General features: G+C 71.5%; 8 protein-coding genes (1 of these 8 only partly in view). 5 read left to right on the top strand and 3 right to left on the bottom strand.

Going from position 1 to position 23,231, the window contains the following annotated elements; genetic code table 11:
• Positions 1-10: 10 nt before the first annotated feature.
• Genes NFR93_RS12395 through NFR93_RS12385 form a run of 3 tightly spaced genes read right to left on the bottom strand, consistent with a single transcriptional unit; the run spans position 11 to position 3,262 of the window.
• Positions 11-934, bottom strand: coding sequence for a carbohydrate ABC transporter permease (locus tag NFR93_RS12395; RefSeq protein WP_251453646.1), 924 nt, complete (start codon positions 932-934; stop codon positions 11-13).
• Complete coding sequence (locus NFR93_RS12390; RefSeq protein ID WP_251453645.1) at positions 931-1,878, bottom strand: carbohydrate ABC transporter permease; 948 nt, start codon at positions 1,876-1,878, stop codon at positions 931-933. Before NFR93_RS12390 ends, NFR93_RS12395 begins: the two co-directional genes overlap by 4 nt.
• Position 1,879: 1 nt before the next feature.
• Positions 1,880-3,262 (bottom strand): extracellular solute-binding protein, encoded by a 1,383-nt coding sequence (locus tag NFR93_RS12385; protein ID WP_251453644.1) that lies wholly within the window; start codon positions 3,260-3,262, stop codon positions 1,880-1,882.
• A 177-nt stretch (positions 3,263-3,439) separates the two neighbouring features.
• Here NFR93_RS12385 and NFR93_RS12380 point away from each other — a divergent pair, with 177 nt between their 5' ends.
• From NFR93_RS12380 to NFR93_RS12360, 5 genes are all read left to right on the top strand, one after another.
• Positions 3,440-4,621 (top strand): alcohol dehydrogenase catalytic domain-containing protein, encoded by a 1,182-nt coding sequence (locus NFR93_RS12380; protein ID WP_251453643.1) that lies wholly within the window; start codon positions 3,440-3,442, stop codon positions 4,619-4,621.
• Positions 4,622-4,747: 126 nt separating this feature from the next.
• Positions 4,748-5,074, top strand: coding sequence for a DUF7882 family protein (locus tag NFR93_RS12375; RefSeq protein ID WP_251453642.1), 327 nt, complete (start codon positions 4,748-4,750; stop codon positions 5,072-5,074).
• Positions 5,071-5,334, top strand: coding sequence for a hypothetical protein (locus NFR93_RS12370; protein WP_251453641.1), 264 nt, complete (start codon positions 5,071-5,073; stop codon positions 5,332-5,334). Before NFR93_RS12375 ends, NFR93_RS12370 begins: the two co-directional genes overlap by 4 nt.
• 19 nt (positions 5,335-5,353) lie before the next feature.
• Complete coding sequence (locus NFR93_RS12365) at positions 5,354-6,634, top strand: right-handed parallel beta-helix repeat-containing protein (RefSeq protein WP_251453639.1); 1,281 nt, start codon at positions 5,354-5,356, stop codon at positions 6,632-6,634.
• Between the two features lie 159 nt (positions 6,635-6,793).
• Positions 6,794-23,231 carry the beginning of an FG-GAP-like repeat-containing protein gene (locus NFR93_RS12360; protein WP_251453637.1) on the top strand. The gene runs 22,088 nt beyond the window's last position, so only the first 16,438 of its 38,526 coding nucleotides appear in the window; it begins with the start codon at positions 6,794-6,796; its stop codon lies beyond the right edge, outside the window.

Here is a 23,231-nt window from a genome sequence, read left to right as displayed (position 1 = left end):
GTGCGGGCGATCAACCCTTCAGTCCGCCGGCGCTGATGCCGTGGATGATCTGGCGCTGCCCGATGAAGAAGATGATGATCATCGGCACCGTCGCGATGACGCTCGCTGTCACGATGATCTCCCAGTGCCATTCCCCGCCGAATCCGAAGGCGTCCACGAGCGCTTTCAGCCCACGGGGGATGGTGAAGGTGGCGGAGTCCCGCAGATAGATGAGCGCGCGCATCAGGTCGGTCCACACCGCCTGCACCTCGAACACCAGCGTCACGGCGATGGCCGGTTTGCTCAGCGGGAGCGCGATCCGCCAGAACACGCCCCACTGCGAGGCGCCGTCCACGCGGGCGGCGTCGAAGAGATCGCGCGGCAGCCCGAGCATGAACTGCCGCAGCAGGAAGACGTAGAAGGCGCTGGCGAAGAGGTTCTGCGCCCACATCGGGGTGAGGGTGCCGACCATCCCCAGTGCGTTCCAGATCAGGAATGTGGGGATCATGGTCACCGCACCGGGAAGCATCATCGTGGCCAGGACCAGGCCGAACAGCATCCCCCGCCCGCGAAAACGGAAGTATGCGAATCCCCACGCGACCATCGCGCTCGAGATCGTGACGGTGACCGCCGCCAGCACCGTGACGATGAGGGTGTTGGTCAGCCACAGGGCCAGCGGCGCCTCCTGCCAGACGCGCACATAGTTGTCCCACGTGAACGTCTCGGGGATCAGCTTGTTGTCGAAGACCTGGCCGCGTGGCTTGAACGAGGCGCTGATCAACCAGACGAACGGGTAGGCGAACACGACAGCCAGCAGTGCGAGCGCGACGCTCACCAGCACGCGGACCACGCGCTTGCGGCTGCGTCGAGGGGTCCGCTCCACGCGGACCGGCGAGACGCGCTCGGGCGGATCCGCGTCCGCGCTGACGGTGGGCGGCGGAAGCACTCCGGTCATTTCTGGTCCTCGCCCTCGTAATAGACCAGCCGTCTCGACACGACCAGCTGAACGACCGTGACGGCCATGATCAGGCCGAACAGGATCCACGCCATGGCCGAGGCGTACCCCATGTTCAGGAACTGGAACGCCTGCTGGAACAGGTAGATCACGTAGAACAGCGCCGCGTCGTTGCTGTACGTCGTATTGCCTGCTCCGAAGAGGGCGGTGTAGGCCTCGTCGAAGGTCTGCAGGCCGGCGATCGTGTTCACCACGACGATGAAGAACAGCGCGGGGCTGATCATCGGCAGAGTCACACTCAGCGACTGACGCCAGAATCCGGCGCCGTCGATACGCGCGGATTCGTACAGCTCCTCGGGAACGCTCTGCAGTGCGGCGAGCAGAATGATGACCGACGCGCCGACCGTCCACAGACTCATGATGATCAGGCCGGGCTTCACCCAGGCCGGGTCCGTCGTCCACGCCGGCCCGTCGATGCCTATCCACCCCAGAGCGGTGTTGATGAGGCCGTTCTGACCGTTGAACAGCAGCAGGAAGAGTACGCCCACCGCCACCGGAGGCGTCATCTTCGGCAGGAAGAACACCGTGCGATAGAAGCCCGCCGACCGGCCCGCGCGGTTCAGCAGCAGCGCGAGCACGAGCGAGACCAGCACGTACAGCGGCACCTGCACGGCGGTGAACATCAGCGTGTTGCCCAGAGCCAGGGCGATCTTCGGGTCCTGCATCAGCTCGACGTAGTTCGCCGTCCCGATGAAGGAGGGATCGTTGATCACGTCGTAGTCGGTGAACGAAAGGTAGGCGCTGTAGATGAGCGGCCAGGCGGTGAAGACGCCGAATCCGATCAGCCAGGGGCTGAGGAACAGCAGGGCGGACCCGGTGTTCCGGCGGCGGGCCCGCCGCCGCGCCACGCGGCGATCCGGTGGAGCGGCGACGGCGGCGGACATGTCAGCCCTCCGACTCCAGCGCAGCCCAACCTTCGTCCAGGGCTTCCTGCGCCTGCTCCTGCGCGGTGGCGAGGGCGTCGGCGGGCTCGGCCTGGCCGTTGAGGACCGCGTTGACCGCGTCGAACAGGGCGGTCTTGAACTCGGCATCCGCGGGGTTGGCGGGCAGCGAGAAGGTGCTGTCGTTGGCCTCGTACATCTTCGACACCGCGGTGTCCCAGGGCTCGCCGCCCGAGGTGGTCATCTCCTGGATCATCGCGTCGGCTTCGGCATTGCCGGTGAGGATGCCGGTGAATGGCTTGCCCTCCGCTTCCCGTGCCTCCAGGCGGGCGTTCGCCGCAGCCTCCCACGCGTCGAGCGAGGTCATGACCCTCGCGAACCGGCACGCGGCCTCGGGGTTCTCGCTGCCCGCGGGAATGGCCCAGGCCGAACCCGAGGCGTACGCGAGGGTTTCACCGTCGCGGGACTTCACGGTGTCGAACGCCATCGGGGCGTCGGGCGAGACGTCGTTGAGGACGTTCACGTACCACTGCTCCATGGGCATCGCGCCGAGAACCCCGGTGGCGAACTGGTTGCCCTCGCCGAAGAAGTCCGCGGAGTCGCGGTACGCCTTCACCGCGCTGAAGCCGCCCTGCGCGTCGTAGATCGACACCGCCCACTCGAGCGCCTCGATGACGGCGGGAGCGTCCAGTTGCGCGGTCCGGCCGTCCTCCGAGATGAGGTCGGCGCCGTTGGCCTTGGCCCACAGCGGCAGGAACTCGGGGAGTTTGCTGTCGACGCCGATCACCGACACCGAGTCGCCGTCCCTCTCCAGCAGGGCCTCGTTCGCCGCGACCACCGCATCCCAGTTCGAGAAGTTCACATCCTCGATGCTCAGGCCGGCCTCGCTCAGCAGGTCGGCGTTGGCCATCGTGAGCTGGACGGAGTTGAACTCCGGGATGCCGTACACCTTCCCATCGAGGGTCACCTGCGCGAGCGCTGCCGGTACGAACTGGTCGGTGGGGATCTGCTCGCCCTCGATGCAGTTCTCGAGCGGAACGATCGCTCCCCGTGCGGCCAGGGAACCGACCTGGTCGCGGTTGGCGTAGACCAGATCGGGGGGAGTTCCGGTGGCGACGGCGGAGAGCAGCTGCTGCAGATCCAGCTCGCCCTCGGTGAGCGAGACCGATGCCTCGCCCAGCGCCGCTTCTGCGAGGTCCAGGCGCGAGGTCGCGACCTCGTCCACTCCCGAGAACCCCATGACCGAGACGTCGCCCGACAGCTCGGCGTCGGCGGCGTACTCGGCGTCTGCGTCGTCGGCGCCTCCGGTTCCGACGGCGCAGCCGCCCAGGACGAGTGCGCCTGCGGCGACGGCGGCCGCGGTGACGCGGCGGATACCCGTGTTCATGAGTCCTCCTGACACTGAGAAGTGATCGGTGGGGTGAAAGTAGGCAGGGGTCGGTGCCAGCATGGAGGGGGTTGACCCTGCGCGAAGGCGGATCTACAGTTCGTGCCCGATAGTGCGCGCACGGGAAACCTGTCAACCCCCTTCTTCCGAGAGGCTCGCCCTCGCATCGTTCCGGATATGAGAGCGGTGACCTGGCAGGGAAGAAGACACGTCGAGGTGCAGGACGTCCCCGACCCGCGCATCGAAGAGCCCACGGACGCGATCATCCAGGTCACCTCCACGGCGATCTGCGGGTCGGACCTCCACCTGTACGAGGTTTTCGGGCCCTTCCTCGACGCGGGGGACATCCTGGGCCATGAGGCGATGGGCGTGGTCGAGGCGGTCGGCGCCGACGTCTCCCGGCTGCGTCCCGGTCAGCGCGTCGTCGTTCCGTTCAACATCGCGTGCGGCGCGTGCTTCATGTGTCTTCGGGGACTTCAGTCGCAGTGCGAGACGACGCAGAACGACCTCTACGGCACCGGCGCCTCCCTCTTCGGCTACACGAAGCTGTATGGGCAGGTGCCCGGCGGCCAGGCCGAGGCGCTGCGCGTCCCCTTCGCCGACTACAACACCATCCTCGTTGAAGACGACCTGCCCGACGAGCGGTATCTGTTCCTCAGCGACATCCTGCCCACGGCCTGGCAGGCGGTCGAGTACGCCGACGTGCCCGAAAAGGACGGGACCGTCGTGGTCCTCGGATTGGGGCCTGTCGGACAGTTCGCCTCGCGGATCGCCGTGCAGCGGGGGCATCGCGTCATCGCGATCGATCCCGTGCCCGAACGTCGCGAGATGGCGGCGCGTCATGGCGTCGAAGCCTGGGAAGGCGACGACGACGTCGCGCGCGTCATCGCCCGCACCCAGGGCCGGGGTGCCGACGCCGTCATCGATGCGGTCGGGCTCGAAGCGCACGGGAGCCCCTTCGCCCATGCCGCGCACATGATCACCGGCATGCTCCCCGACGTGGTCGCGCGCCCCGTCCTGGAGCACTCCGGCATCGATCGGCTCGCCGCGCTGCACGCCGCGATCGAGATGGTCCGGCGCGGCGGAACGATCTCGATCAGCGGCGTCTACGCAGGCGACGCCGACGTTCTGCCGATGAAGACGATGTTCGACAAGCAGCTCACCCTGCGCATGGGGCAGTGCAACGTCAAGCGGTGGATCCCCGACCTGCTGCCGCTCGCACGCGACGAAGCGGATCCCCTCGGAATCGGGGATCTCATCACGCATCGCGGTGGACTCGAGATCGCTCCCGACATGTACGACCTGTTCCAGAAGAAGTCCGGCGGCTGCGTGAAGGTGGTCCTCACTCCGACGACGTGATTCCCTCCTCCTCCGGGATGTCAACCCCGTTGGTCGGGGGGCTCCGCGGTGGCACCGTAGAGAAGGCGTCGGTCATCCGGCGCATCCAGGTCCTCGGGGCTTTCCCCCGCCGTCTCGGAGGAACATATGGGCAAGTTCATCTATGAAGCCACCATCAAGGTGGACTTCGAAGATCGCACCCTCGCGCATCTGCAGCTCGTGATCGGAACCAAGCTGCGGCGCGGCGAGGCGTTCCATTTCACCTGGAAGGACGACACGAGCATCGGCGACGGCCGCACCACGGTATGGGTCCACCCCCGGTGCTCACTCGTCTACAAGTACTACGGCAGCCGCAGGCCGCAGCTGAACATGGCGTGGGTCGACGCGCTCGCCTACACCGCCAACTCGCCCGCCGGGCTCTATGTCGTGCCGGAGCCCGCCGTCATCGCCGAGCCCGAAGAGGTCGAGGTATGAAGCGCATCGACATCATCTACGGCGGGGAGCACTACAGCGTCGGGGGCCGGAACTTCGCCGAACTGAAGCAGGAGATCGTCGACGGCGTCTCACGGGGAGTGCACTGGCTGCTCGTCAACGACGGCGAGGGTGCTCCGCGGCCAGCTCATCTGCTCATCACACCGGGTGTCCCCATCGCGGTGATCCCCATTCCCGACGACGCCCCCGAGGTGGCGGGCGGATCGATGTGGGATCCCGACGGTCACGAGATCCGGTTCTGACGAGCGCTATGCTCCGCGTGTGAAGCTCGCGCGGACTGTCGCCCTGATCGCGCTCATAGGCGTGCTCACCGGGTGCGGGCCGCAACCATCCGCAGAGCCGACGCAGGCCGGCATCCCGGGAGAGATTCTCGAACAGGCATGTACCGATGCCGCGTCCGGCATCGTCGATGCCGTAGCGCAGCTGGCCGCCGGGTACGAGCCGGATGCCGCGGGCGAGCCGCCGACGACGCCGGATGACGACGGGCCGGAGGCGGAGGAGGACCCCCTCACCGCCGCGGTGACCGACGCACGTCGCGCCCGCGACCGGCTGGATTGCGACCGCGAAGCCTTCGCCGCGGAGCTCGCCGACGGACTCGGCGCGATCGAGCCGTCGACCCCGGTCGCCGAGGCCGTGTGGCGTCGCGCCTCCGCATCGATCCTGGGCACGGTCGAGCAGGAGGCGGGGGAGCGCGCGCTCACCCCGACGGACGACCTGCGAGACGCCCTCGCGCGTTCGGCCGAGGGCACCACCGTCGTGCTGCCCCCTGGCACCATCGACCTCGACAGCACCCTCGTCCTGCTCACCGCCGTGACGCTTCGGGGGTCGGACCGCGACGACACCGTGCTGCGCACGCGTGCGACGGACGCCGCCATCATCGTCGCCACCGGCGGGCTCGTGCGCCTCGAGAACCTCACGCTCGAGCTCGTCGGCGACGACCCCGCTTCGGGGCTGGTCGCCGGGCCGTCTGCATCCGTCGCCCTGTCGAACGTGCGGATCGCGGGAGCTCGGGCGGATGAAGGCGGCGCCGGCGGCGCAGGCGTGTACATGTCGGCGCAGGGCGACGAAGGCTCCGGGCGCGGAACGACGCTGGAGGTCACCGACTCGGTGTTCGCCCGCAACGGCTGGGCCGGCGTCGCGGTGGCGGGCGGGCATCGCGTGAGCATCGAGGGGTCGGTGTTCGCCGACAACGGCGAGGTCGGCTTGCTGTTCCTCGACCAGGCCGGCGGATCGGTCGGCTCGAGCAGCTTCCGCGACAACCGCGTGGGGCTCGCCGCGACGGGATCCGCAGATCCGTCGTGGGCGGACAACGCCATCTCGGGTGGTGACGTCGGCGTCCAGGTCGATGCGGACGCCGCCCCGGCCATCGACGGACTCCGCGTCAGCGGAACCTCATCGGCGGCCGTGATCTTCGGGGGATCGTCGGGCGGATTCCTCGGTGACGCGACCTGCGCCGCGAGCCCCTACGGGATCGTGATCTCGGATGCCGCCGCGCCCACGCTAGGTGCGAACGAGTGTCAACTGGCCCGCGGCGGATCCTAACCCCCAGGGTGGTTTGTTCCCCTAACGACACGGCGCCGCAATATTTCACACAGCCTCTGTACAGGTTCGCCGTGAGGTGCAATACTCACGGCTGTCGTCCGCGCGGGGGGACCGGCCAACACGGCTGGTCAATGCGCGGGCTCGGGCTTGGGGGCACGGGTGCCGATTCGGGATTACAGGGGACGCAGCGCAGCGCGCCGCGTCCGTTTCGCCGATGGGCCGCGCCCGTCGACGAACCTGTGGCGCCGCGGCACCGCCGCGCTCGCGACGATCGTCGCAGCGGCGATGGTCGTCACGCTGGGGGCCGTCCCGGCGGCTGCCGACGCCCCGGCCCCGTCGGTGCCCGTGTCGCGTCCCGCGCCGCTCGCGCCGGCGCCCCAGACCATCGAACCCGGATCGACCGTCATCCACCTGCGGGACGCGGAGATCCTCATCGTCCCCACCCTGCCGCGGGACGAAGCGCGTGCCGAGATCGACGCCGTCTTCGCGGCCGAGGCCGCGCGACTGCGCGCGCTCGCCGAGCAGCAGGCGCAGGTCCAGCAGCAGCAGTCCGAGCAGGTGACGTACGTGCAGCAGGTGCGCCAGCAGCAGGATGCCGCCCGTGCCGCTGCGCAGAAGGCCGCCGAAGCGCAGGCGAAGGCCAATGCGCAGCTGCAGGCGGCGCTCGAGGCGCTGGCGAAGGCGCTCTCGACCAGCCAGTGCACGACGGTCGGCGGAACCAACGGCCAGCCCGCATCGATCTCGTGCCCGATGGCCGGCGGCGATGCCACCATCTCGGGCGACGACGGTGTCGGAGTCACAACTCCCGCGCCCTCGACCCCCGGCGGGACGACGACGGGCGGCTCGACGACGGGCGGCTCCACGACGACGGGCGGGTCCACGACGACGGGCGGGTCCACGACGGACACCGCCGCGGAGCCCGGGGCAGACGCGGAGGCCATGACCGCGGCGTCGCTGCCGGAAGACCCGATCGGCCCCGACCAGCTGCTCGACGGCGGGACGCTCGGCTCGGCCGTCGCCCAGGCGACCTCGGAGTGGGCCGCAGTCGGCGCCGACGTGTCGGGGATCTCGGCCTCGGTCGCCGCCCTGCCGGGCGCAACGCTGGGTCACGCCTCCGGGCGCACGATCGTCATCGACGACGACGCCGCCGGATGGGGCTGGGGCCGCATGGATCTGCTCACCGTGGTCCGCCACGAGATCGGCCACGCGCTCGGCGCCGGCCACGGCGGCGGGCTGATGGACGAGACCCTCACGCCCGGTGAGAGCTGGGGCGTCGACGCATCCGTGCTTCCGGCCCCGGCCCCGGCCCCGGAGCCCGAACCGCAGCCCGAACCCGAACCGCAGCCCGAGCCCGCGCCCGCCCCGTCCGAACCGCAGTCCGAGCCCGCTCGGGCCGACGATTCGGAGGCCGCCGACGCTCCGGCATCCGAGTCCGCGGGCGGGTCCCCGGCCGACGAAGCCGCAACCGCCACCGACGTCACCGCTGAAGCCACGTCTGAAGTCACCGCGGAGCAGGGCGAGTCCCCCGCACTCGACGGCGTCCAGACCACCTCGGCACCGGAAGAGTCGGCGGCACCGCTCGCTTCGGCGCCCGACGCCGGGCCCACCGCATCGGCGACCGGGTGGGCGGTGGCCGACCGCACCGCCACCCTGACCCTCTCGGCCGCGCAAGCCGAGGCCGGCTCGCTCCGGCTCATGGCCGGCAAGGTCGTCTTCACCCCGGAGTCGGGAGAAGCCCTGAGCGTCGACGCATCGGGCCTCGAGCGCGTCGTCGTGCAGGGCACCGACGGCTCGGCCTTCACCGTCGACCTCACCGGCATCGCCGGTCTCGCACTCGCCATCCGCGGCGTGGCCGAGACCCTGCGGGTCACCGGTCTCGCGGGGCCGGCCCGACTCGTCGGCGACGACGGGCGGCTGACGCTCGACACCCTCGTGGCGAGCCTCAGCTTCCTCGCGCCGCGGCTGGCCGCTCTCATCGAGAGCACCGGGGCGGTCTCGCTCGCCGGCGCCCTCGAGCTGTCGGGCGCCGATCTCACGGTCCGGGGTCGCAGCATCACGGTCGAGGCGGGAACCCGCATCGACACCGGCTCGGCTGCCCTGACTCTGATGGCGCAGGACCTCCGCACGGGAGTGGCGGACGCCGCGGCATCCGTCACCGTCGCGGGATCGACGCTGACCGCGGGAACCGTCACCCTGTCGGCGTCCTCGGCGAACACCACCAGCGCGCGGGCGACGTCGACGGCGACGGTCTCGCTCGTGGATTCGCACGTCCTCGCGAGCGGCGACGTCACCCTCCGAAGCGACTCCGCCGCCGACCTCGTCGCGACGGGATCGTCGGCGGTGGCCAAGGGCTCCTCGGTCGCCCTCACCCGGATCGGCGGATCGTCGTCGATCGACACCTCGGGCGTCGTGCGCATCGAGGCGCGCAACCGGGCCACCGGCTCCGCCTCGGCAGGAAGCGACATCGGCGTCGCGCTCGCCGAGGTCGACCTCACACGTCTCACCCACGCCGTCATCGACGGCGACCAGCACATCGGGGCCGCCGAGGTCCTCATCCTCGCCGCCGCGACCGGGACGATCGACGTCACCGCCCGCGGCTCGCGAGGTGCGACCTCCGGTGCTTCCGGCGACCTCGCTGCTCTCGCGCTGGCGGCGAACCCCGATGCGCAGTCGGTCGCGATCGGGCGGGCGTTCGTCGAGACGGTCGCGCACCTCGCCGCCGATGCGACTCTCGAGGTCGGCCGGGCCGACCTGCACCTGAAGTCCGAGTCCGACTTCGCCGCGACCTCCCGCGCCCTCGGCGCCGGCGGGGTCGCCGCCCTCGTCGTCCGCGACGTCGCCGACAGCGCACTCCGAGACGGCGCCGCGCTCTCGGGAGCCGACGATGTGACCCTCGCGGCCAGCACCCGGCACTCCGCGCTGGCGGACGGGGGAGCGGGCTGGGCCCTCGTCTCGTCGACCGCCGACACGTCGGCCGCCGCCGCGCCGGGCGCGCCCCTCACCGCCACCGGCGACCTCAGCCTCACCGCCACCCAGCGCGCCTCGGCACGCGCCACCGGCGCCGGGGCTGCGCTGGTCCTGGGGACGCATCGCGTGCACGTGGTCCTCGAGCGCGCCGCCGTCGTCGCCGGTGACGTGCGGATGGTGTCGACCGGCACCTCCACGACGGCGGCCACCGCCGCCCCCGCCGCCACACCGCTTCGGCCGGTCGCGGCGCCCGTGCGGCTGCTCGCCGCGCTCGGCGCGGCGGAGACGGATGCCGCGGCCGCCGCCGCTCTGACCGCGACCGTCGCCGGCGTGGAGGTGCGGGGCCTCGCGGCGACCGTGCTCCCCGCGACGAGCACCGTCGGCCTCGGAACCGGACTCGCCCTCGACGACGCGCCGCTGCGCAGCGGGGGCACCGTGGAGCTCACCGCCCTCGCCACGGGATCGAACACCACGGGGCGCGGACTCGACCTCGCCGTCGACCAGGTCGTCATCGTTCCGCTGCACACCCGCAGCGCCGTCGTCGCGGTCAACGCCCCCGTCTTCGCCGGCGACGACGTGCACATCCAGGCGGGCCGCGGTCCTCCGGCTGCGAACGACCAGTCCACCCCCACCTCCGCCATCCGCCTCACCGCCACCGTCGCCCTGCAGAACCCGGGCGCATCCCTCACCCTCGACGACGGGACCCTCCCGCAGACGCCGGCGATCACGCCGCCTGCCGGAGCGATCCTCGTCTCCGCCGCCACCGGCGGAACCCTCGCCTTCCGCGGCGCGACCCTCACCTTCGCCCCCGGATCTCTCCCCGCCGACGCCTGGGTCACGATCACCGCCCGCGACAGCGGCGTCTCGGGACTGCTGACCACCTCGGCGATCTACGACCTGCGCGCGTACGACGCCCGCACCGGCGCCGAGATCACCACCTTCCGCATCGCCCCCGTCCTCACCATCGCCGTCGATGACGCCGTGCAGGGGGCGCGGATCTGGTACGTCGCACCGAACGGTGCGCTCCAGGCGATCGCCACGACGTACGACGCCCGCACCGGCACCCTCACCGCGGCGCTCCCGCACTTCTCGGACTACGTCGCCGGGTCGCCGCTCGCCGGCCTCCTCGGACTCGTCGTCCAGCAGCTGCAGGCGTACCTCGCGAACGCCTCCTTCACCGAGAACCTCGGCGACCTGGCCCTCGGCGATGCGCTGACGCTCACCGACATCACCCTGTCGATCGGATCGCTCTCGGCCGGGCCGTCGTACAGCGGCACGGCGACGATCTCGGCAGGCCTGGTGCTGGCGCTCACCGTCGGCGCCCTGTCGATCACGGCGACGGCGGCGGTGTCGGCGACCTACACGCTGACCGAGGCCGCCACCCTCGATGCCGGGTCGCTGCTCATCACCGCAGGCGCGGTGTCGCCGGACACCGACTTCGGCATCTCGATCCGTTCCGGCGGCACCGAGATCGCCGAGCTCCGCGCGACCGCCGCCACCCTCAGCCAGTCGGGTTCCGATCTCACACTCACCGCCGCCGGCGTGAGCGCCACGATCGGCGGCCAGGTCCAGATCACCGGCGGCTCGCTCTCGCTGGTCTCTCGCGACGACACCGGCGACGTCGACCTCCGCGTCACCGGCGGCACCGTCGGCTTCACCGCCGGCGGGTCCGGGCTCGCGCTCACGGCGGCGGTCCTCACGTACGACGGCACCGCGGGACTCGCCGTCTCGGCGGACGTGGCGATCACGATCGGCACCGCCACGCTGACCGGAGCGGTGCGGCTCACCCGGCAGGATGCGGTCACCACCCTCGCGATCACCGGGCTCCGGGCCACGATCGGCGAGGGTACCGATCAGGTCGTCACCCTCAGCGAGGGCACCGGCGATCTGGTCCTCGCCGCCGCCGGGGTTACCGGAACGCTCGCGGCCACCGTCGTCGCCACCGGCATCGTGGACGCGACCTTCGCCGGACGCATCGAGATCGACACCGTCGCCGGGCGGACCGCGATCGCCGCGGTGGCACGCAACCTCGAGCTCGACCTCGGCGACGGGCTGCGCGTCTCGGATGCGGTGGTCGCGCTCTACGTCGAAACCACGAGCGGCGGCACCGACGTCGCCGTCGACGCTCGCGGAACGGTCTCGCTCACCGGCTGGAACGCCATCTCCCTCACCGGAGACTTCCGGGCACGCATCAACGGGTTCGCCACTGCGATCGACGAGACCGTGACCTTCGCCGACGGGACCGGTGACGTCACGATCGCGTTCACCGATGAGGAGGTGGCCGGAGCGAGCGACCCGTTCACCGCCTTCAGCGGAACGGGACTGACCCTCGTCGTGCTCGGCCAGACGCTGACGGGCGACCTCGCGTTCGCCCGCACGACCGCCGGCTACGCCGTGACCGCGTCCGACCTCGCCCTTGTCTTCGGAGGCGCGACCCCGGTCGCGCAGTTCACGGGCGGCTCGGGCACCCTGACCTGGACCCGCACGACCGGCGCGACGGTGGCCACCCTCGCCGGCACCCTGACGGTCGCCGTGCCCGGCTTCGCGTTCTCGAGCGGCCTCGACCTCGAGGTCGACACCACCGCGGGCGCCTCGTACCTGCGCGTGACGGGTTCCACGGTGGAGCTCCTGCTCGCCGGCCAGTCCGTGACCTTCGACGAGATCACGGTCGCGCGGACCAGCGTCGCCGGCGTCACGCGCACCGAGATCACGGTGAGCGGCGGCGCGTTCGCGTTCTCGCAAGCCGCGTCCGATCTCCTCGCCGTCGAGAACGTGACGGGCTCGCTCGTGATCACCGCCTCGGGGGTCGCAGGCCGGCTGTCGGCAACCGTGTCCTCCGACATCACCGGATTCACCTTCGCGTCCGGCGTGACCGTCGCGGTCAACACCGGCAGCGCCCCGGTCGGGGCGATCCCCGCCGGGCCCTACCTGCGCGTCGAGGCGCTCGGCACCGTCATCACGGTGGGCGGTCAGACCCTCACCGTCGACGTCGCGTTCGAGCGCGGTGTGGATGCCGCCGGCGCCACCGTCGTGCGGGCGGCGCTCACCGGCGGAAGCCTCACCTTCACCGCCGGGTCCACCACGATCCTCGCGGTCAGCGGGGCGACCGGCGCCCTCGTGGTCACCACCGCCGGCCTCGCCGCACGCATCAGCGGACTGGTCACGCTCGCCCTGCCGGGCGTCGGCTTCACCGGCGCGCTGGCGGTGGAGGTCAACACCACCGGCGCGGCTGTGGACACCACCGTCAACGTCGGCGGCGCCGACGTGGCGCTCGTCGTCCCCGCCGGCGGCGGAAGCTACCTGCGGGTGTCCGGCTCGGACATCGTGCTCGAGATCGCGGGACAGCGCCTCACCGGCACCGTCGTCGTCACCCGGGATGCCACCGCCACCACCATCGCGGTCACGCAGGGCTCGCTCGTGTTCGGCGACGGCGTCGCCACCCTGACCGGCATCACCGCGACGCTGACCGCCGGCGCATCCGGGATCTGGGGCACCTTCAGCGGGGCCCCCGCTCTCGCCGTCCCCGGCGTGAGCATCACCGCCGCAAGCCTCACCGTCGAGATCAACACGGATGCCGCCTCGGCGCACGACGGCATCGCCGCCGGCACGATCCGCGTCGGCGCCACGAGCCTGACCGTCCGCGTGGCAGGTATCGACATCGCCGGCACCGTCTGGTTCGCGCGCACCGTCACCTCCGGTGCGGTGTCCTACCGCGTCGACGTTTCGGGCGGCAGCATCGACCTCGGCCCCAGCGCGACGCCCTATGTCGAAGTCCGGGCCCTCACCGGCAGCTTCCTCATCACGGCGGCCGGCATCGCCGGCAGCGTCACCGCCAGCGCCGACCTGACCGTGCCCGACCTCGTGTCGGTCACCGGGACGACGGTCACGGTCGCCGTCAACACCACGCCCGGTCCCCTCGACCCGGGCACCGGCGTCCTGCCGGCCGGGCCGTACCTGCGCATCGAGGTCGATGGGCTCACGGCCACCATCGCCGGCGCCGGCACGATCTCGGGCTCCTTCGCCTTCACCCGATCCACGGATGCCGCAGGAGCGGTCGAGATCGTCGTGGCCATGACCGGCGTCGACGTGACACTCGACGGAGACGCCGACCCGTCGCTGTACGACGGCGAAGGCGCCTTCCTCATCCGCAGCGGAGGGGTCGCCGGATTCCTGTCGGGAGCCATCTCGCTCGGCGGTGACGCGGTCGCCGTCGACGGCTCGGTGCTGCTGCAGGTGAACACCACGGCCGATGCCATCGACACCGTCCTCACCGTCGGCGGCACCCGCATCGTCTTCACGCTGCCGGCACCCGCGCCCGGCGGCATCGTCTTCAGCCTCTCCGCGTCCGACCTCACCCTCACCATCGGAGACTTCGTCACCATCGAGGGCAACATCACCTTCAGCGACACCGTGATCGGGGGCGTTCCCGTCCGGGTCGTGGCCGCAACGGGCGTCACCGTCTTCCTCGGCCGCGGTCCGGCCTTCCTCAGTTCGGGAGCGCTCAATCCCCTCGCGGTGGGCGTGCTGCTGACCGGCGCCACCATCGGACTCGTCGAGACCGCATCCGGGCACGCCCTGGTGGCCACCGGCACCGTCAGCCTCGTCGGCGTCGCGGGTGTGATCCTCACCGGCACCACCAGCGTGCGCGTCAACACCACCGGGGAGGCGGTCAGCCAGACCATCGAGATCCCCGGAAGCACCGAGCCGGGCGTCGCGGTGACCTTCGCGACGGGCGACGCCGTGACCGAGTTCGCCGTCACCGATGCGATGCTCGCGTTCGGCGGTCAAACGCTGAGCGGTGACTTCCGCTTCGACCGGTCCGGAGGCGACCTCGCCCTCTCCGTCGACAACGGCTCCGTGGTCTTCGGCGACGCCGTGCAGATCGGCGAGATCACCGGCGACCTCGTCGTCCGCGCCGACGGCATCGCCGGTGTCCTGAACGCCACCGTGACGATCGCCGCCCTGGGCATCGAGGACGTCGAGGCCGACGTCGCCGTCAACACCGCCCCGGCGTCGGTCACGGTCGACAGCACCTCGCTCCCCGCCGGACCCTACGTCCGGGTCGCGCTCACCGGTCTCGACCTGGCGTTCCTCGGACAGACGATCCGCGCCGACATCGCCGTGGAGCGCACCTCCGTCGGCGGTGTCACCACGACGGTGATCGGTCTCGCCGACGCCTCGCTCTTCATCGGCGACGACGGCGGCACGCCGGGGGCCGAGGCCGCGGACGTCAGCGACGACATCGGTGTGCGACTGAGCGCCGGCTCCGGCATCCTCGTCGTCACCGCCACGGGGCTGGCGGGACGCATCGACGGCACCGTCTCGGTCCGTCTCGGCGCGGACGCCTCCCTGAGCGGTTCCCTTTCGCTCGCGCTCAACACCACCGCCGCCCGTGTGACGGCATCCGTTCTCGTCGGCACCGCCACGCGATCGCTCGATCTGGCCGCCGGTCCGTTCATCCGCTTCGAGGGAACCGGCCTCACCCTGACGGTGAATGGCCAGTCCCTGACCGCGAACGTCGCGATCGAGCAGGTCACCGCGCTCGACCCCGCCACGGGCATCCCCGACGCGGGCCGGTCGGTGCTGCGGATCGCCGCGACGAGCGTGCAGCTGAGCCTCGCCGGGGGAGTGGTCAGCCTCTCGGACGGCACCGCGCTCCTCCTCGTCAGCGACGCCGGCGTCGCCGGTCGCATCACCGGCAGCATCGCTCTCGCGGTACCGCAGGTCAGCCTCACCGGCGACCTCGTCGTCGAGATCAGCACCGTGGTCACCGACATCGACGAGACGTTCCAGGTCGGCGGCGAGACCCTCGAACTCGTGCTGCCCGAAGGCCCCTACGTGCGGATCGCCGGAACCGGCATCGTCCTCACCATCGCGGGCCAGCAGCTCACCGCCGACGTCGAGATCGTCGATGACGCCGGCGCCACCGAGATCACCCTGCGCAACGCGCGTCTCATCCTGGGCGGGGCCGCTCCCATCGTCGAGCTCGCCCAGCAGGCGGGTTCCACGGCCACGATCGTCCTGGCCCCCGCCGGCACCCATGGTGCCATCGCCGTCGACGTGATCGTCACCGTTCCCGGTATCGCGGTCACCGGCGCGGTCACGATCGCCTTCAACACCACCGCAACGGAGCAGACCGTGGCGGGCTGGACGACGCCGCTGCCCGCAGGCGTGGTCCGCGTGGGCGGCGAGAACCTCCAGATCACCGTCCTCGGGCAGACCCTCACCGGCGACCTCGTCTTCGAGCGCGTCGCCACCGGCACCGGCGCCACCGTCGTCCGCATCGGCCTCGCCGATGTCACGCTCACTCTCGGGCCCCTGACGGCGACGAACGGCACCGGCCTCTTCGTCCTCGACGGCTCGGGCATCGCCGGGTCGCTGACGGTGAGCATCGCCGTCGCCGGCGGCGCACCGTTCACCCTGGCGGGTGCGCTCGAACTGCAGGTGAACACGACCGGCGCCGCCGTCAGCCAGACGTTCCAGGTGGGCGACGGCACGGTCGCTCTCGCCCTGCCGGCCGGGCCGTACCTGCGGCTGGCCGGCACCGGAGTCGTGCTGACAGTGCTCGGACAGGCCATCACGGCCGACGTGGCGTTCGAGCGGGCGACGTCCTACGGCGCCGACGGCGTCCCTGGCGGCACCGACGACACCACCCTCACCCGCATCGCGCTCGCGCGCGTGCAGCTGGCGCTCACCGCCGGTGCCGCGCGGCTCAGCCTCACCGGCGGCGAGGCTCTGTTCGTGCTGCCGGGCACCGGCGGGCTGGCCGGGCGGGTCAGCGGCACCGTCGCCCTGTCGGGAGTGCCCGGCGTCGTCCTCACCGGCACCCTCGCGCTCGAGATCAACACCACCGCCGCGAGGGTGACCGAGACGGTGCGGGTCGGCGACGGCACCGTGACCGTGGACCTCCCGGCCGGCGGCGCCGGCGGCTACCTGCGCATCGCCGGAACCGGCGTCTCGATCGGGGTGGCCGGCCAGACCCTCTCGGGCGACATCGAGATCGTCAACGATGCCGGGGTCCTCACCCTCACGATCACCGACGGTGTCGTCCGCTTCGGCACTCCGAGTGCGCCGCTGGTGAGCGCCACTCAGATCTCGGGCGCCTTCCGACTCACCGGCACCGGCATGGCGGGGTCGGTCTCGGCGGTCCTCGCCGTCACCGTCCCCGGCCTCTCTGTCTCGGGCGCCGTCGCGGTGCAGATCAACTCCGGCGCCGCCGACGTCACCCTCGACCCGGGCGGCCCGGACGAGACCGTCGTCCGTCCCGGGTTCAAGGTCGAGGTCACCGCCGCGAGCCTCACCGTCGCCGGACAGACGCTCGGCGCGGACCGCATCCTCATCAGCCGCACACCCTCGGGTGAGACGGCGCTCGCGGTGACCAACCTCACCCTCCGGCTGGGGACCTTCGTCGACATCACCGCCGCCCACGCCTGGTCGGGTGCCATGCTCGTCTCCTCGCGCGGGGTCGCGGCGAGCTTCACCGGCAGCACCACCGGGATCTTCACGCTGCCCGGCATCACGATCGGCGGCGACGTCGAGTTCGCCGTCAACACCACCTCCGCAGCCGTCCGCCGCACCGACCTCGGCATCGACGTTCCGGCCGGGCCCTTCCTCCACGTCGCGATCACCGGCGGCGTCCTCGGCGTCACCGGCGGACCCGCCTTCTCGGGCGACTTCCTGCTGAGCCGCTCGCGGACACCGGGCGTCACGACGCTCTCGGGCACGTTCACCGGGGGCCTCGTCGTCGCCACCGGCGACGTGAACGGCGACGGCCGCGCCGACCTGCTGACCGCCACCGCCACCGGGGCGGCGCTCCACCTCGGAACCGGCGCACCCGGCATCCCCGTCTCGCTGTCCGACGTCTTCACGGCGACTCCCGCCGCGACCTTCACCGCCGGCAGCGGCACGACCACCGCCCTCGCGCTGGCGAACGTCCGCGGCTCCGCCCTCCTCGACGTCATCGTCGTCCGGGGGACGACATCGGCGGTGTACGAGAACCTCGGCGGCTCCTTCGCCGCGGGGATCACGCTGAACACCACCGGCGCCACCGCGGTGGCCGTCGCCGACGTCGACGGCGACGCACGGACCGACATCGTCGTCGGCGCGACGACCGGAGCGCTCGTCTTCCGCGCGACCCCCACCGGGTTCGCCGCCGCACCGTCGCTGACCCTCGCCCACACCGGCACGGTGTCGGTGCTGCTCTCCGACCTCACGGGCGACGACCTCCCGGACCTCGTGGTCGTCAACGCCGGTGCCCCGCACGCGGTGTACGTCAACGCCGGCGGCTCGGGTGCCGCCTGGACCGCGTACACCGCGCCTCTCACCCTCGCCAACACGGCGGCGGCGACGGACGCGGCCGTCGGCGACGTCGACGGCGACGGCTTCCGCGATCTCGTCGTCACCATGAACGGCGGCCCGGTGCAGGTGCACCGCAACGCCGGATTCACCACGACGGGCGGCGTGAGCACCTGGGGCGGACTGTCGCCGGCCGCACCGGTCTCGTCGGCTTCGCCGGTCGCCGACGCGATCGCGCTGGCCGACATGGACGGCGACGGGCGCCTCGACATCGTCCTGGCCACCACGGCGGGCGTGCTCCTCCAGCTGAACCGAGGCACCGGCGTCGGTGGCGAATGGCTCGGCTTCCGGTCGGCGGTCACGCTGAGTGCGGTGGCCGGCACCACGCTGGCCGTCGGTCGCTTCGACGCCGGCGACGACCTCGACATCGTCCTCGCGACCGCCGGCGGCATCCGCTACCTCGCCGGTGCGCCATCGAGCGTCACCACGATCGCCTTCGCCGACGTCTCGGTCTCACTCGTCCCCGAAGGCGAGACCAGCGCGGTCGGCATCACCGACGGCACCGGTGCGTTCCTCCTGACCGCGAACGGCATCGCCGGCTTCTTCTCTGGCGCCGTGGCGGTCGCCGGCGGTGGTCTGGACGCCGACGCCACCCTCTCGGTGCGCTACAACGGCACTCCCGATGCCATCGACCAGACCATCCTCGTCGGCGGGATCGCCGTCCCGCTGCTGTTCACCGCCGCCGAGGTCGCCGACGCGTCCGGTGCGTACGTGGCCGTCAGCGTCTCGGGGTCGATCAAGCTCGGCGACTTCGTGGAGATCATCGGAACCATCAGCTTCGCGGGCGCCGAGGTCACCGTCTCGGACCTCACGGTCTTCGTCGGCCAGGGTCCCGGGTTCATCGACGGCGGGGCCGTCAATCCCTTCGCCACCGGCCTGTACCTCACCGGCGTCAACGGCTACGCCAAGGGCACCGCCGGCAGCCGCTTGGTGGCCATCGCGGGAACGGTCGCGCTCGTGGGCATCCCCGGGGTCACCCTCGGCGGCACCGCATGGGTGTACTACAACGAGACGACCAGCGAGCAGGTCCTCGGCTCGGGCGACGACGCGGTGACCGTCGCCGAAGGCGCGGCGGGCGCACCCCACATTCTGGTGATCGGCGACCTGGTCCTCGGCGTCGCCGGGCAGGAGCTCACCGGCACCTTCGCGATCGAGACGCTCGCCGGCGGCGGACTGCGCATCCGCTTCGGCTCGTCCGCGCGCGACGGCGGAGCCCCCCTGACCCTGAGCCTCGGCGACGGCGTGGCCGTCGCGACCATCGCGGCCGGAGAGCTCGAGCTCACCCCGACCGGTCTGGCCACCGTGCTCACCGCGACGCTGACGCTCAACGCCGGCGACCAGTTCGCCCTCACCGGCGACGTCCGGCTGCAGCTGAACACCGCCACCACCCCGCGCACGGTGCAGGGCGTCGTCCTGCCCGCCGGATCCGTGCGGGTCCAGGTCGGCACGCTCGCCACGCCCGCGGCTCTGACCGTGGCCGGGCAGAGCCTCGGCGGCGTCTTCGTCTTCTCGCAGGTGAGCGGACCCGTCGCCGCGGGGGCTCCCGCGGGCACCGCGGCACCCACGACGACCGTGCTGATCGCCTCCGCACTCACCCTGCAGCTCGGCACCGCCACCGCCGGGGTCCGCCTCACGGACGGCTCGGCGGTCTTCGTGATGACCGCCGACGGCATCGCCGGCCGCGTCGGCGGAACCGTCACCTTCGTCGTCCCGGGCGACGCGGTGCGCTTCAGCGGGACCTTCACCATCGCCGTCAACTCCGGCCCCGCAGCGAACCGCACGTTCGAGCTCGACGGCGCCACGGTCGAACTCGCCCTCCCCGCCGGACCATACCTTCGCGTCGACGGCACCGACGTGGCCATCCTCGTCGCCGGTCAGCGCCTCTCGGGCTCCTTCTCGTTTGAGCAGTCCGGCAGCGGCCTCACCGCGACGACGGTGATCACCGTCACCGGCGCCCGGGCGTCGTTCGGCGACGGGACCCGTGAGTTCGTCGCCCTCACCGGCGGCACGGGAGAGTTCACCCTGGCCGCGGGCGGAATCCACGGCGAGATCGCCGGCACGGTCGCGGTGACGCTGCCGGGCATCGAGGTGACGGGCGACTTCGCCGTCAGCGTCGACACGCGCGGCGGGCTCACTCCCACCTTCTCGATCCAGGGGACCGGCATCACCGTCGACATCGGCGGCTTCCTCCTCACCGAGGGCGAGATCGGATTCACCCAGCGCACCACGGCCGCGGGCGTGCGGATCATCGACATCGAGGTCGCCGCGACGGCGGACTTCGGCGACCCGATCGGCGAACTGACGCTCGACGGAACCCTGCAGATCGGCCCGGCGGGTCTGGCCGGCATCCTCGAGATCACGGATGCGACCATCTCGCTCGGCGGGTCGATCACGGTCGGCGCGGACGCGCTGCGCCTCGAGATCAACCGCTCCGGGCAGGCGGTCGTCCTCTCGGATGCCGCAGCCACGCGCCTCGAGGCCGGACCGTATCTGCGGATCGTGGGCGAGGGCATCCTCCTCGACCTCGGCGACATCTCGCTGACGGCGTCGGTGTCGTTCCAGCAGACCAGCAACGCCGCCGGCGTCACCCGCACCGTCATCGCGATCTCCGGCGGACAGGTCGCCCTCGGCGAGGACGACCCGCTGCTCACCGGCGTCGACGGACTCATCGTCCTCGCTCCCGCGGGCATGGCGATGTCGCTGGCCGGAACGCTCGACCTCGGAAGCCTGCTGCCTGCCGGCGTCACCATCAGCGGCTCCTTCTTCCTCACGATGAACGGCACGGGAGCCCAGGTCACCGAGGCCGTCACCCTCGGGGGTCGCACCGTCTCGCTGAACCTCACGGCCGGCACGTACGTGCGCGTGGGCGGGCGCGGGATCGTGCTCGCGATCGCGGGGCAGTCCCTCACAGGGGACATCTCGTTCGAACGCTCGGGCACCACCACCACGATCGTCCTCGCCGATGTCTCGCTGCGGATCGGCAGCGGCGGCACCGACATCCTCACCCTCACCGGGGGAGCGGGCACGCTCACTCTGGCCACCGCTGGCATGTCGGGGACGATCTCGGGCACCGTCGCACTCACAGTGCCCGGCGTGAGCGCCTCCGCCACGATGCAGCTGACGGTCGACACCGCGACCTCGCTGTTCTCGATCACCGCGACCGGCCTGGCGCTGGACGTGGCAGGTCAGCAGCTCCGCGGCAACTTCACCTTCGAGCAGGCCGGCGCCGGCACCGCGCGCGTCGTGAAGGTCTCGGCGACGGCCGTGTCGATCTTCCTCGGCGACGCCAAGGGCCCCGGCGACGCAGACGACGTCGGGGTTCGGCTGACGAACGGCACGGGTGCGTTCCTTCTCACCGCGACCGGCATGGCGATCGACGTGTCCGCGTCGGTGGCCCTCGTCGGGCTCTCCGGCATCCCCTTCTCCCTCGGGTCGGGTCTGGCGGTGCGTCTGCAGGTGAACACCGCACCGACCGCGGTGAACACCACCGTCGGCGCGCTGACCGTGAACCTGCCGGCCGGCCGCTTCGTGAAGGTCTCGGTCACGGGCGCCATCACGGTCTTCGAGCAGACGATCTCGGGCACCTTCCAGTTCGAGCAGGTCCGCGGATCGGGTCCCGACGGTCGCGCCGGCACCACGGACGACGTGAACGTGCTGCGCATCGCCGCCACGAACGTCGCGCTGTTCGTCGGCGACGACGGCGGGACCACCGTCGACCAGACCGACGACGTCGGGCTGCGCCTCTCCGGCGGAACCGCGCTCCTGCTCCTCACGGGCGAGGGATTCGGCGGCTCCATCTCGGCGACCGCGTCGATCCGCCTCGGCGCAGGGCTCCAGGCATCCGCCACCGTCGGCGTCGACATCAGCAACATGCGGCGGACGGTCGCGGGCAAGCTCGTCCCCGTCGCCGTGAGCGAGCAGTTCGTCGTCGGCGGCGACACCTTCACCCTGGCGCTGCCGGCGGGACCGTACCTGAAGGTGTCGGTGACCGGCCTCGCCCTTACCATCGCCGGCCAGCAGCTGACCGCCGACGTGTCATACGAGAAGGTCACCCACATCGGGGCCGACCTGACGCTCGCGACCGGCGACGACGTCACCACCCAGCGCATCCGCTTCGCCAAGGTCGGGCTGCGGCTGGGCACCGGCGACCGCGACGTGGTCATCGTGCGCGACGGCTCGGGCGCGTTCGACATCATCGGCAAGACCTCGACGGCCGCCGGCGGCATCGCCGGACGACTCGAGGCCACGATCGAGCTGCTGATCCCCGGCGTCAGCTTCGAGGGCACCCTCCAGGTGCAGATCAACACCCTGGCCGCCACGCGCGCCGTCGACGGGGTCGACATCGCCCCAGGCATCGCCGTGGCGGGCCTCGACATCGCCCTCGAAGTGGCAGGTCAGCGCCTCACCGGCGACTTCGCGTTCGCCAAGAACAGCACGACCGGCGAGATCACCATCGCGCTCGCCGACGTGCGGCTGGAACTCGGCGACGGCACCCGCACCTATGTGACCGTCACCGTCGCCTCGGGCACCATTCTCGTCACCCGCAGCGGCATCGCCGCCGCGTTCGTGGCCGGCATCGCACTCAACCCCGACGTGCTCCCGGACGTCACCATCGACGCCGACGTCATCGTCAAGATCAACAACACCACCGCCGACGTCTCGCGCGACGTGGTGATCGGCGGCGCGACCCAGACCATCGCGATCGCCCGCAACACGATGCTGGTGCAGGTGGGTCTTCCCGGCGACCCCGCCGAGATCGTGATCCTCGACCAGACGCTCCGCGGCGTCGTGATGTTCGAGCAGCGCAGGACGGCGACCGGAGCGAAGATCGTCCGTCTGGCCTTCACCGAGGTCGAGATCTTCCTCGGCGACGACGGCGGAGACGGCATCGACGCCGACGGCGATGCCACACCCAACGACGTCGGGCTCTACCTCTCCGGCGGCAACGGCGCGTTCCTCATCACCCCCACCGGCCTGGCGGGCGAGATCGCCGGGGATGTCGACCTGCGCGGGCTCCCCATCACCATCACCGCGCAACTCACCCTGCAGCTGAACACCCTCCAGGTCGCCGGTCAGGGCGTGACCGTGAGCGAGATCTTCGCCTTCGCCGGCGTGAGCGTCGCCACCACGACCGATGGCACCGCCGGAACCCGCGAGGTCCAGACGATCACAGTCGGCGTCCCCAGCGGCACGTTCACCCTCGCGATCGACGCGAATCGCAACGGCACGATCGAACAGGGCGAGATCAGCGCCCCGCTCGCCTTCGACGCCTCGG

The organism is Microbacterium sp. Marseille-Q6648, assembly GCF_943181415.1.
Taxonomy (GTDB): domain Bacteria; phylum Actinomycetota; class Actinomycetes; order Actinomycetales; family Microbacteriaceae; genus Microbacterium.
Note: the sequence above shows the minus strand (reverse complement) of the source record. Positions and strands in the feature narration are given on the sequence as shown.